We start from the raw sequence: 12,521 nt of genomic DNA on the forward strand, positions 1-12,521 counted from the left end.
AAGGCTCACGAGAGAACTACAGCTCGGTCACGGCATTCTGCGGTGACCCAGGAGGAAGGGAGAAACCTCAATGACGAGCATATCAATACATCCGACGGTCGACTCCGGATATCGGGCGACCGACGCATCCTTTTCCGGCGGCACCCTCATCTGCAATTGCGCAAGCAACCCGGTGAAGGTCCGCATCAAGGGCGACATCGCGCACAATCATGCCTGCGGCTGCACGAAATGCTGGAAACCCGAAGGTGCGGTATTCTCTGTGGTCGCCGTCGCGCCGACGGAGAATGTCGAAGTTGTGGAGAACGGCGACAAACTCGCGGTCGTTGACCCGTCGGCGCTGATCCAGCGTCATGCGTGCAAGGAATGCGGCGTCCATATGTATGGACCTGTCGAGCGCGATCATCCCTTCAAGGGACTGTCTTTCGTTCATCCCGAGCGTTTCGAGGGGAAGGGTTGGGCCGCGCCCGGCTTTGCCGCGTTCGTTTCGTCGATTATCGAAAGCGGATACGACCCAACCAAAATGGATGCCGTGCGAGCCCGTCTGAAAGAACAGGGTCTCGAGCCCTATGATTGCCTCAACCCGGCGCTGATGGATTACATCGCCACCTGGACAGTCAAGAAAAACGGCGTACTGGCCGCCTGAGAATAGATCAAATCATGCAAAAGGCCGCCTGGCAAACCACCAGGCGGCCATTACCGTCAGCGAATTTGGCGCCTTGACATAATGAAATGTAATGCAAAAAACTGCTGAGGCTGGTGCGGCTGCACTCCTCATCAATAAGGTTTTCCATGGTAAGTCTGCGGCGACGATTGCCTCCTTTGACCGGATTGACTGCATTTGAAGCCGTGGCTCGCAATGGCAGCTTCACGCGTGCGGCAAGCGAGCTCGGCGTTACGCAAGCCGCCGTCAGCCGGCAGATTCATCTGCTCGAAGAAATGCTGGGTTTCGATCTTTTTCGGCGCTTGCACCGCAGGATAGAGCTGACTGAAAAAGGAAGAACCCTGTCGACGGCCGCAACCACCGCCTTCAACCTTGTTGCCGAAACGATCTCTGAAATCACCAAGGAAGAGGCAGCCGAAGGGCTGACGATTTCCGCCACCGTCGCATTCTCACATTTCTGGCTGCTGCCGAAGATCTCTTCCTTCTCGAAAGCATTCCCAGACAGCGCCCTTCGCATCATTACGCAGGACAACGCAACCAGCCTCGGGAGCAGCGATGTGGACCTCGCCATTCGTTATGGCAACGGCATGTGGCCGGATGGACAGGCTGAACTGCTCTTCGATGACGAGATCTTTCCTGTCTGCAGCCAGGAATATGCTGAGAACCTCGGAAAAATCGAAGACCTTGCCGAGTTGGTGCGTTATCCGCTCATCAGCTCCGACACCGACGACCCGAGTTGGACAGGCTGGAGCGAGTGGCTCGCTGCGTTCTCGGTGGAAGCACCCAAGCGTTCCCTCGGCATGCGCTGCAGTTTTTATACCGAAGCGGTTTACGCTGCATTGAACGGGCAGGGGATCGCACTCGGCTGGCGGCGCCTCGTTCAGGATCTCTTGAACAGGAAAGCGCTTGTTCGGCTGACCGAGCAGTCGATCGCGACGAGGAACGGTTATTTCATTGTTGTTCCGCGGCGAAGCGCAAAAAATCCGCATGTCGCTCAGTTTACCGCGTGGTTGAAAGAGACAGCGCATGCCATGCAGCAATGACGTTGCTGTCCGATGATGGCCGCTACAAGCCGCTTGTCTTTATTCGGCCGCCTTCCTTGACTGTTTCCATCGCCACACTTGTGGATGTGCTCGCCACGTAGGGGAGGGTCGATATTTTTTCTCCGAGGACGTGGCGGTATCGGCGGATGTCTCGTGTTCTTATCTTGATAAGATAGTCAAAACGTCCTGCGATCATGTGGCATTCTTCCACCTCCTTGATCTTCCTCACCGCTGCATTGAAGCTTTTCAACGCGTCTTCCTTGGTACTCGTCAGCTTCACTTCCGCGAAGGCGACGTGATCGAGCCCAAGTTTGGCGGGATTCAAGATAGCCGAGAATCCCACGATGTATCCTTCGTCCACGAGTCTCTTAAGGCGAAGCTGACAAGGGGTTTTCGATAATCCGATCCGGCTGGCCAGATCCGTAATCGAGATTCGGCCGTCCTCGGTGACGACTTCGAGGATCTTCAAATCAAACTGGTCCAATTCACTAGTTTGAGCCTTTTCTGTAGACATTTTGCAATCCTATTGCTGTTCAAATAAGTTAATACGTCAATCATTCGGCCTTAATCAAGTCTGAATGACTTTAGCTCCTCGGTTATGATGAAGCGAAGCCGGTGGAGGAAGAAGTCCAGATGAATTCCGCAGCCAAGAAGGTCGAGGGATTCCTTCAAAAACGCGCTCATCGACATACCGTTCGGCGGATCAAACGATGCGCTTTGCATCTCAATCAGATTGCAGAGGCCTATGAGGCGATCGGCATCTGATTTTGCCTATTTCGCTCGCGTCAAAAGGGGATCACGGATGTATAACTACAATAAGAAGCGCGAAGTCAGTCAGGAGCCGGATCTGCTGGCTCACTATCGGCCGGTGGCGATCAGAGCGGTGGCGGCTGCGCTCGCTGTTAAGGCGAGCAAGCCGGATGCGGTGCCGCTTCGAGACACCGAGTATTCAGGTCCGGCCTGGCTGGACCATCCCGACGACGGCGAAGCCGGCGTTTCATTCATTCGCTAATCGACACATTGTTCACAGGTATTCCCATGCTAGACGCGGTGCCCAATTCCACCTCTTCCCACGACGGCGTGTCACCCTTTGCCGACTTCGCGCCGCCCATTCGGCCGCAATCCGAACTTCGGCAAGCAATTACCGCTGCCTATCGCCGGCCGGAAACCGAATGCCTGCCACCGCTTGTCGCTGCGGCCCGTGTCTCCGAAGCGAAGCGCTATGACATTCGCAGCACTGCCCGCACCCTGATCGAAGCGCTGCGCGCCAAGCATAAGGGCACCGGTGTTGAAGGGCTTGTTCACGAGTATTCGCTGTCGAGCCAGGAAGGCGTGGCTCTGATGTGCCTTGCCGAAGCGCTCTTGCGCATTCCCGACACCGATACCCGTGACGCACTCATTCGAGACAAGATTGCCGAGGGCGACTGGTCGTCTCACATTGGCGGCGGCAAATCGCTGTTCGTCAACGCCGCCACCTGGGGGCTCGTGGTTACCGGCAAGCTGACCTCCACCGTCAACGACCGCAGCCTTTCGGCAGCGCTGACGCGGCTGATCGCGCGCGCCGGCGAGCCGGTGATCCGCCGTGGCGTCGACATGGCAATGCGCATGATGGGCGAGCAGTTCGTCACCGGCGAAACAATCGAGGAGGCGCTGAAGCGCGCCCAACCGCTGGAGGGCCGCGGCTTCCGCTATTCCTACGATATGCTTGGCGAGGCGGCGACGACGGCGGCTGATGCCGAGCGCTATTTCCGCGATTATGAAAAAGCGATCCACGCGATCGGGAAAGCCGCGGCAGGGCGGGGCATCTATAATGGGCCCGGCATCTCCATCAAGCTCTCGGCATTGCATCCACGTTACAGCCGCTCGCAGTCCCGTCGGGTGATGAGCGAGCTGTTGCCGAAAGTGAAGTCGTTGGCGGCACTCGCAAAGGGATATGACATCGGCCTCAATATCGACGCCGAAGAAGCCGACCGGCTGGAGCTTTCGCTTGATCTTCTCGAGGAGCTTTGCTTCGATGCCGCTCTCAAGGGTTGGAACGGCCTTGGCTTCGTGGTGCAGGCATATGGCAAACGCTGCCCGTTCGTGCTCGATTATATTATCGATCTGGCTCGTCGCTCTGAGCGTCGGATAATGGTGCGCCTCGTCAAGGGTGCCTATTGGGACGCCGAAATCAAGCGCGCCCAGCTTGATGGCCTTGAGGATTTTCCGGTCTATACCCGCAAGATCTATACCGACGTCGCCTATGTCGCCTGCGCACGCAAGCTGCTTGCGGCGCCGGATGCGGTGTTCCCGCAGTTTGCCACCCACAATGCGCAGACGCTTGCTACGATCTATCATCTGGCGGGTCCGGATTTCGAAGTCGGCAAGTATGAGTTTCAGTGCTTGCATGGCATGGGCGAGCCGCTTTATGACGAGGTCGTCGGCAAGCAGAAGCTCGATCGCCCCTGCCGGATTTATGCGCCCGTCGGCACGCATGAAACGCTGCTCGCCTATCTGGTCCGACGTCTCCTGGAAAACGGCGCCAATTCCTCCTTCGTAAACCGTATCTCCGATCCGAATGTTTCGATCGACGCACTGGTCGCCGATCCCGCCGAAGTCGTCGCGGCAATGCCCGTGGTCGGCGCACCCCATGAACTGATCGCTCTTCCTGGCGACCTATATGGCAGAGCTCGTGCCAATTCCTCCGGCCTTGACCTGTCGAGTGAGAAGACCCTCTTCGAGTTGTCGCAATCGCTGGCCGCGACGGTTCAGACGCCATGGCAGGCGCTTCCCATCCTCGCAGACGGTTCGACTGATGGGGTGACACGGCAGGTTCTCAATCCAGCCGATCACCGCGACGTCGTCGGGACGGTCACTGAGCTTAAGGTCGAAGAAGCAGCCCGGATTGCTCGCATGGCTGCCGAACACGCCCCACAATGGGCTGCTATTCCCCCGGCAGAGCGCGCGGCATGCCTGGAGCGGGCCGCCGACATCATGCAGTCCCGTATCGAGACGTTGATGGGGATAGTCATGCGCGAAGCCGGAAAGTCGGCGGCCAATGCCGTTGGCGAGGTCCGGGAAGCCATTGATTTCCTGCGCTACTATGCCGACCAGGCCCGCAAGACGCTTGGTCCTGCGCATGCGCCGCTTGGACCGATCGTCTGCATCAGCCCGTGGAACTTCCCGCTTGCGATCTTCACCGGACAGGTGGCGGCAGCCCTCGTGGCGGGCAATCCAGTGCTTGCGAAACCCGCTGGCGTGACGCCGATCATCGCATCGGAAAGCGTCAAAATCCTGCACGAGGCGGGAGTGCCACGGGGGGCGCTGCAATTCGTACCCGGCAGCGGTCGCCTTGGTGCCGCTCTTGTCGGCGCTCCCGAAACGGCAGGCGTCATGTTCACGGGGTCGACGGAAGTCGCCCGCCTCATTCAGGCGCAGTTGGTCGAGCGCCTATCGGCCACAGGCAAGCCCATTCCGCTGATTGCCGAAACGGGCGGCCAGAACGGCATGATCGTCGACTCCTCAGCACTTGCCGAGCAGGTCGTCGCAGATGTGATCGCCTCTGCCTTCGATAGCGCCGGCCAGCGCTGCTCCGCATTGCGCGTCCTGTGCCTTCAAGACGATATTGCGGATCGAACGCTCAATATGCTCAAGGGCGCCTTTAAGGAGCTGACGATCGGCCGCACCGATCGGTTGAACATCGACGTTGGCCCGGTCATCAATGACAGTGCCAAGGCGGAGATCGATCAGCATATCGAGCATATGCGTGGTCTTGGCTGCAAGGTGCATCAGTTGCCGCTCCACGAGGGCGCCGCGGCCGGGACGTTTGTGCCGCCGACGATCGTCGAGATCCGATCCCTTTCCGACCTCACCAGAGAAGTGTTCGGGCCGGTTCTGCACGTCATTCGCTACCGCAGAAACGGGCTCGATCGCCTGATCGACGACATCAACGCTTCCGGCTACGGTCTCACCTTCGGCCTTCATACCCGGCTCGATGAAACGATCGCGCATGTGACGAGCCGCATCAAGGCCGGCAACCTTTATGTGAACCGGAATATCATCGGAGCGGTCGTTGGCGTTCAACCATTCGGTGGACGTGGCCTCTCCGGTACCGGTCCGAAGGCTGGTGGCCCTCTCTATATCGGCCGCCTGGTTCAGAAAGCGCCTGTTCCGCCGCAGCAGGATTCGGTTCATACCGACCCGGCATTGCGGGACTACATCATCTGGCTGGATCGTCGGGGATTGTCAGCGGAAGGCGAAGCGGCCCGTGGCTATGCAAGCCGATCGGCGCTGGGATTGGAACGCGAGTTGGTCGGCCCCGTTGGCGAACGCAATCTCTATGCGCTTCATCCTCGCGGCCGAATCCTCCTGGTGCCGGAGACAAAGACCGGTCTCTTCCGTCAGATTGCCGCTGCTCTGTCGACAGGAAACCAGATCGCCATAGATGCGGGATCCGGTTTGGAATCCGTTTTGCCGGATTTGCCATCATCCGTTTCCAGCCGCATTTCCTGGACCTCGAACTGGGAGAAGGACGGGCCGTTTTCGGGTGCGCTGGTGGAAGGGGATCGGGCTAGGGTCCAGTCCATCAATCAGAAGATTGCGGCTCTTCCCGGCCCGCTCCTCCTGGTGCAGGCGGCGACCACGGATGAAGTAGAGAGCGACCCCGACGCATATTGCCTCAACTGGCTGTTGGAAGAGGTGTCGACCTCGATCAACACCGCGGCAGCGGGCGGGAATGCAAGTCTGATGACGATCGGATAGCCCGTTGTAGATCATATAGTGAGGGCGCGTTGCTTGCGCCCTCACGATCATCTCTTTGATGCTCAGATTTCGCCCATCGCGAACGCGGTCGCATGGACCGTCGACCGGTCTGTGTTTGGCGAAATCCTTCTCGATTGGTGCGTTCGCGCGATCCGCTATCAGAATGAGAGCCTATACGCATAGCTCCGCACTTTTTGAAAAGCCACTCTGCGATTCTTCACGAGAAATTTATTTTCTTTTGAAAAAAATTCGAAAGATGCAGAAATGGAGCACGCGGATACCAATGAAGACGCTTTCGGGGAAGCTCGTAATTGCAACCGGTATTGCCGTTGCGACGATTTTGCTTGGGTATACAGCAATCAACACAATTTCCGCCAAGGTCAGGACCGAACAGGAAGTCATGCTCCGGGCAACGGAGCAGGCAGCTTCTGTCAGCCAGAGTGTTGCTGTTCAAATCACCGAGGCGACTTCGGCAGGTAAGGCGCTAGCGTCATCGCTGGTAGGTTTTGTCGATGGCGGATCAAGAAAGCGGGCGGATATTGTTGCCATGCTGAAGACAGTGCCGCCGCAATACTCCAATGTATTCGGCGCCTGGATGTGTGAACTTATCGACGGAAAGTCCCCCAAGCCGACCTCCGGCGATGAGGGATTGAACAAGGAAGGTATTTTCACGCCTTATTGGACCAAGGGCGACAGCGGTCAGATGGAGTTCTCGACTTGGAAAATCGATCCCAAGCAGGAATATTATCGCGTTCCGCTGGAAACCGGAAAGCCGGTCATCACCTCTCCCTATCTTACCAACATGAAGAAGCTGGTCACATCGGTTTCCGTCCCGATGACGTTGGACGGGCATACCGTCGGATTGGCGGGTGTCGACATAAAACTCGATGATCTGACAGCGGCGCTCAACACGATGCATCCGTTTGGAGACGGGCGCGTCATGCTTGTAGCCAATGATGGAAAATGGCTTGCGCATCCGAGCCAGGATAATCTTATGAAGGACTATGGCGACGTCGGCTCCGATCTGGTCAAACAAGCGCTGGCGGATGGCAAAATGCGCGTCGTCCCCGGGATGCCCGACGGCGTAGTTCGCCTTGTCTATCCGTTTAGTGCGCCCGGAATGAATACGACCTGGGCCGCGATTCTTGACGTTCCCGCTTCGGCCTTCGCGACACCCGTTCGCCAGCAGATGTACAGCGCCATCCTTGGCGGCTTCGCCATTCTGGTCGTGACGCTCGGCGTCATCCTGATCGCGAGCCGAAGCCTGATCGGTAAGCCACTGACGAATGTGCTGGCCCATGTCCATCGCATGGCGAATGGGAACTATCGTGATGCGATCGAGGTCGGCAAGAGGAGCGATGAGCTCGGAAGCCTCATCTCGGCGCTGGAGATGTTTCGCCAGGAACTCGCCAACGGCGACAAGATGAAGGCCGACCAGGAAATCCTGCAAGGCCAGATCGAATTGGATCGAAAGACGCAGCGAGATCACGAAGTTGCCAAGGCCGAGGACCTTCGTCAATTTGTTGAGACCGTGCAAACGCGATTTGAACGCCTTGCTTCCGGCGATCTCACGGTGCGCATGAACGAACCGGTCGCTCCGGAATTCGAGATGATCCGGCAAAATTTCAACACCGCCATCGCATCTCTCGAGGAAACGATCCTCAATGTCGTCCAGTCAGTCTACACGATCAGGGGTGGGCTCAATGAGATTTCCAATGCATCCAACGACCTCGCGCGACGCACCGAGCAGCAGGCAGCCTCTCTTGAAGAAACGGTCGCGGCGCTTGGTGAGGTCACCCGCGGTGTGAACGAGACCGCCGACGGTTCCCGCAAAGCGCAAGGTGTTGTTTCGGACGCGCGAGGCGATGCCAAGACGGGTAGTGACGTCGTTTCCCGCGCAATCTCGGCGATGATGGAGATTCAAACGTCCTCCAACAAGGTCGGCAATATCCTGCGGGTGATCGACGAGATTGCCTTCCAGACAAATCTGCTTGCTCTGAATGCCGGCGTCGAAGCGGCGCGGGCCGGGGAGGCCGGCAAAGGCTTCGCGGTTGTCGCCCAGGAAGTTCGGGAACTTGCGCAAAGATCGGCCCAGGCTGCCAAGGAAATTGCCGCGCTGATTTCGCTGTCGTCGTCACAGGTCGGAGCAGGTGTCGATCTCGTCGAGGAGACGGGAACATCTCTGTCGCACATCGTCACCAAGGTCAGCGATCTGACCGAGACCGTAAACGCAATTGCAGCCAGCGCTGCGGAGCAAGCGGTAAGTTTGCGAGAGGTTTCGGCGGCTGCGGACTTGATGGACAAGGTTACGCAGCAAAACGCCGCAATGGTTGAAGAGACGACGGCTGCCGCAAGAAGCCTTGCTGACGAAACAAATTCTTTGGCCAATTTCGTCGCTCGGTTCAAACTGAGCAAAACGCGCGGTTCCGTTGAGCACACAAGGGAAACGAACTTCGCCTTGGCGAGCTGACTGATCGTCCAGCTATCATTTGGGCAGCAGATACGAGAACTGCCCAGGCAGAAGGCGTGCGAAGGTCAATGGTAGCGTCATATCGCCTGCCGATTTGTCGATCGGCAGGCTTCATGCCCGAGATCCTGGGCCGATCGGCGCCGCCGCGTTGCAGGGCGCTTTTTCTTGCAAGCTAGTGGACCTTTCTTTCGACCTCAGTTTCAGTTGCTACGCTGAGCATTTGAAGCAGATATCGTATCAATGTGACGTCCTCGGTGGACGTCTGGTTTTCAAATACCTGAGTGATGATCGCTCTCAAATTATTGGCCTGGTCGTGCACCAGCTCCTTAATATAGATTTCGGATTCCGCAAAAACTGCATTTTCGTTCTGTTTATCGCTTGTCATCTCACACCAACTGGTCCTGAAGCGTCTTTCCGGTTTGTCCGGCATTCTGCAGCCCTCAATTCTCGATCGAACTGATCGATCATGCGTTGCACCCATGGCTCATTGTAAACGTCGTCGCCGTCCCGACGGCGATCGCGTTCTTGGACGGATCTAATCTGCTCGACCAATGCTCGCAGCAGTGACATAACCCCCTCATTTCAGCTCGTTTCCGGAACGGAGCGACCTGGCGCATTTCGTTTGAAATCCCTCGGCCGCATCCCAGCAGACGGCGCTTGCAGCACCTCCCGATCGCATAATGTCGCCTGCTTCAAGCCGGCTCGCGCTTGCAACTCTGGCCATTGCTTTCACTTAGCCAAATAGGCGCTTTCATTGTGGTTTGAACGAACTCTTGCGTGAGCCAAGTAGGGAAGGTGGCTCAAAGTAGTCTCGGGCTTCAGCGGATTGCGAAGCTCTGGTTCCAGCAAGAGGGTTGTTCCCTGGATGGAGTAGAGTTGATGATGCTTCATCAAACCGGCCATCGAAGGCTTTGCTTGGATCGGCACAATCAAGCCGCCCTCCAGCAGTGACGGCAATCCGAGTTTGGTTACCTGCCAGCCTGTCGAAATCAACAGATCCACCAACTTTGGATGCGTTTCGACAATCACCGAAGTAATGCCAGCGACGAGGCAAAACTCCATGACGCCGGTCATCAAGATGTGGGAGGCCGGCACCTGATTGATCAGTACGTCACCTTCCGCGACACATCGGGTCCACTCGAAAATGTCGGGCGAGCGTGGCCATGTTCCGCCGTTCATTATCTGAGGATATACGTCCGACAGCAAATGCGGTTCTGTCGTAGGGAGCAATCGCGTATATCCGACAACGGCATCTTCGTGAAAGAGGGCGAGATGCACAGCGCGGTCGCGATCGAACTGGTCAATTTCCAATCCGTCGCTTCTGCGGATGGCCTCCCAACCGAGCCTTTCCACAAATTGCTCGTGCCGAAAGCGCCAAATTTTCTCCATTGTTTGCTCGTTTGTTGCCGAGCAACCGACGTAGACTTTTATCATCCTTGCCCCTGGTTTTACGGCAAGAATGCATGATAGTCCCTGTGATTTAAATGAGTAAAAATACCCAGCTTTCAGTCGTTAGCCGACTTCTAAGACACTTTAGCGAAGTATTCCGAAACGAAAACTTTCCGCTATCATCTGGGCCGCATTCACGACATTCAGTTTGCGCTGAACGTTGAGAATCTCATTCTGAATGGTGCGGTGCGAACGTCCCAGAATTTCGGCGATCTCGATGGCCGTCTTGCCTGCCGCGCACCATTGAATGATCTCACGTTCCCGCGCCGTGATCCGCAACAGGCTTCGATCTCGCGATCTCGCCTCTTTTGCCATAAGACCGCGCAGCGCGTTATGGGCGTAGATCGACAGGATATGCAACGCCCCTCTGGCGGCGTTGGAGAGGTCCACCTTTTCGGCACCAAATGTAACAACCGCCTGGAAGCCGCTCGCTGTGTGCAACGGCACGCTGTAGCCGTCTTTCATTTTGAATTCTCTGGCTTCGTTCATGACGCGTCGCCCGTGACGGCCAAGCTCTTGATCTCGCAGAGCCTCCGACCAAACGAAAGCGCCGTCCTGCATCTTACAGAGCTGGATAATGGGATCGGCATGAACGTAGTTGTTCGACAAATAGTGTTCAAACCATTCCGTCGGCCAGGCATTCAACATGAAGTAGGAATCGATGCGTTCTGTGGGCAAGGGTATGCCGGAAATTGCAAAACAGTTGAAACCGAAGTGGCGTGCGGATCTGTCCAGGGATCCGAGTATGTCTTCCTTGCTTTTTGCGGCTGTTGTTTCCGACAAAAAGTCGAACATTAGATTTGCGGTTGCCACTGCTTCGCTGTTCACTCGCCCCTCCCCAGGATTTCAGACAATGTAGGGCATATTAGCTCAAGGAAGTATTATTTTCATGACCGCATCCGCCGAATGCTGGCGGTATATGATATTTTTATAATAAACTTGAATACGGAAGGGAAGGTCATTGGCGAGAGCAGGGCGGTCCGCATGATCTGATGGACATACCACATGCCATGAATTGCACGACTTCGCTTCGCTTTCATGCTCCTGGTCAGCGCTGGCAGCTTCGCCACAGGTCCCCTTGTCCAATCGAAAATGCACTTAAAGGTAGGCAAAATTGCTTATTTACCGTTGCGTAAGGTAGCTGTTAAATCCGACATTAAGGGAAGGAAATAACAGGCAAACGGGTGCGGGCTTACCGGAGGCCAACGATGGTCTTTCGTTGGAGGCAATGCCGTGCAGAATGGCATTGCCTGGCCGATCTTTCGGCATCTGGGAAAGAAATTCCAAAGAGCTGTGCAGGCGGGATCGAACCCGCCGCTTAAACCTCCGATACCGACGGAAGCGCCGACTTCCGTCGGCACCAATAAAATCGTCAGCCTTCAGAATCGACCCTCGACATCACTGGGTCGATGAAGCGGTGAAGCTACGGCTTGGCCGCGGCCAGGAGAGACCGGCAACGGGCACGCAGCATGTGCGGCCTGTTTCGGGAAATTGTGACGTGTGACTGATGGAGGGGCACTTGTCCTGCCTCATCGATCAGTCTTCAGGCCTAATGATGTGACGCTGCGCCGAGATAGTCGCGATCTCGTGCGGCAGCACCAATGCTTGAATTCCGAAAGTCGAACCAAATTCAAAGCCTTGCGTCACGGTCGTAGACGACCGTGCGGGGCGCAGCGATTACGTTTCCGGCAAGCAGAGAGGGGCCCATGAACAGCCTTAAAGGATCTTGGAAACTATCAGGATGGCGCAGGACGACCAGCAAGGGGGATGTTTCCTATCCGCTTGGTGAGGAAGCATCGGGTTTGCTTGTCTACACGTCGAGCGGCACGATGATGGTGCAAATGACGGCCGCAAACCGTCCGGCTTTCGAAACCAGCGATCCTCTCGGGGGAAGTGCCGAGGAGCGGGCGGCCGCATACTCAACGTGCCTCGCTTATTTCGGCAGCTACAGGGTTGGCGACGGCAAGGTCACTCACAGGATCGAAGGCAGCTCCTTTCCCAATTGGGCGGAAACCGAACAGGTTCGGCCCTACGAGCTCAAGGGCGACGAACTGATCTTGCGCACGCCCCCTTCTGAGAGCGGCGGAATAACCACCGTAAACGAGATGTCCTGGATCCGCGTCAAGGGACCAGCCGACGCCTGACTCACTTGGGCGCG

9 protein-coding genes are annotated in these 12,521 nt (G+C 56.8%); 6 read left to right on the top strand and 3 right to left on the bottom strand.

What is annotated here, in order from left to right:
- Positions 1-70 precede the first annotated feature (70 nt).
- On the top strand, positions 71-643 hold the full coding sequence (gene gfa / locus NXC24_RS25210) for an S-(hydroxymethyl)glutathione synthase (protein WP_104826157.1): 573 nt from the start codon (positions 71-73) through the stop codon (positions 641-643).
- Between the two features lie 176 nt (positions 644-819).
- A complete protein-coding gene (locus tag NXC24_RS25215; protein ID WP_245464151.1) occupies positions 820-1,704 on the top strand; it encodes a LysR substrate-binding domain-containing protein in 885 nt (294 codons plus the stop codon).
- Between the two features lie 22 nt (positions 1,705-1,726).
- Here the strand turns inward: NXC24_RS25215 and NXC24_RS25220 are convergent, their stop codons facing one another.
- Entirely contained in the window at positions 1,727-2,218 is a 492-nt protein-coding gene (locus tag NXC24_RS25220) for an Lrp/AsnC ligand binding domain-containing protein (RefSeq protein WP_104826159.1), read from the bottom strand.
- Positions 2,219-2,506: 288 nt separating this feature from the next.
- Here NXC24_RS25220 and NXC24_RS25225 point away from each other — a divergent pair, with 288 nt between their 5' ends.
- From NXC24_RS25225 to NXC24_RS25235, 3 genes are all read left to right on the top strand, one after another.
- Positions 2,507-2,716, top strand: a complete 210-nt coding sequence (locus NXC24_RS25225; RefSeq protein ID WP_104826160.1) for a hypothetical protein — start codon at positions 2,507-2,509, stop codon at positions 2,714-2,716.
- A gap of 26 nt (positions 2,717-2,742) precedes the next feature.
- Complete coding sequence (gene putA / locus NXC24_RS25230; protein WP_104826161.1) at positions 2,743-6,444, top strand: trifunctional transcriptional regulator/proline dehydrogenase/L-glutamate gamma-semialdehyde dehydrogenase; 3,702 nt, start codon at positions 2,743-2,745, stop codon at positions 6,442-6,444.
- Positions 6,445-6,727: 283 nt separating this feature from the next.
- The gene (locus NXC24_RS25235; RefSeq protein WP_104826162.1) at positions 6,728-8,914 is read left to right on the top strand and encodes a methyl-accepting chemotaxis protein; all 2,187 of its coding nucleotides are present in this window, start codon (positions 6,728-6,730) and stop codon (positions 8,912-8,914) included.
- A 729-nt stretch (positions 8,915-9,643) separates the two neighbouring features.
- Here NXC24_RS25235 and NXC24_RS25245 read toward each other — a convergent pair.
- Complete coding sequence (locus tag NXC24_RS25245) at positions 9,644-10,303, bottom strand: acyl-homoserine-lactone synthase (protein WP_104826164.1); 660 nt, start codon at positions 10,301-10,303, stop codon at positions 9,644-9,646.
- Positions 10,304-10,447: 144 nt separating this feature from the next.
- Positions 10,448-11,191: a LuxR family transcriptional regulator gene (locus NXC24_RS25250; RefSeq protein ID WP_104826165.1), complete on the bottom strand. Its 744-nt coding sequence runs from the start codon at positions 11,189-11,191 to the stop codon at positions 10,448-10,450.
- Positions 11,192-12,069: 878 nt separating this feature from the next.
- On the opposite strand from NXC24_RS25250, the gene NXC24_RS25255 reads away from it, so the two are divergent.
- Positions 12,070-12,507 carry a lipocalin-like domain-containing protein gene (locus NXC24_RS25255; RefSeq protein ID WP_104826166.1) on the top strand — a complete coding sequence of 146 codons (438 nt, stop codon included), beginning with the start codon at positions 12,070-12,072 and terminating at the stop codon, positions 12,505-12,507.
- Positions 12,508-12,521 lie beyond the last annotated feature (14 nt).

Origin of the sequence: Rhizobium sp. NXC24 (genome assembly GCF_002944315.1) — a bacterium.
Classification (GTDB): domain Bacteria; phylum Pseudomonadota; class Alphaproteobacteria; order Rhizobiales; family Rhizobiaceae; genus Rhizobium.

Excerpts from the sequence above, each read along its gene's own strand:
- NXC24_RS25235 (WP_104826162.1), top strand. The coding sequence starts at position 6,728 with ATGAAGACGCTTTCGGGGAAGCTCGTAATTGCAACCGGTATTGCCGTT.
- NXC24_RS25220 (WP_104826159.1), bottom strand. The coding sequence starts at position 2,218 with ATGTCTACAGAAAAGGCTCAAACTAGTGAATTGGACCAGTTTGATTTG.
- gfa (WP_104826157.1), top strand. The coding sequence starts at position 71 with ATGACGAGCATATCAATACATCCGACGGTCGACTCCGGATATCGGGCG.
- NXC24_RS25245 (WP_104826164.1), bottom strand. The coding sequence starts at position 10,303 with ATGGAGAAAATTTGGCGCTTTCGGCACGAGCAATTTGTGGAAAGGCTC.
- NXC24_RS25255 (WP_104826166.1), top strand. The coding sequence starts at position 12,070 with ATGAACAGCCTTAAAGGATCTTGGAAACTATCAGGATGGCGCAGGACG.
- NXC24_RS25225 (WP_104826160.1), top strand. The coding sequence starts at position 2,507 with ATGTATAACTACAATAAGAAGCGCGAAGTCAGTCAGGAGCCGGATCTG.
- putA (WP_104826161.1), top strand. The coding sequence starts at position 2,743 with ATGCTAGACGCGGTGCCCAATTCCACCTCTTCCCACGACGGCGTGTCA.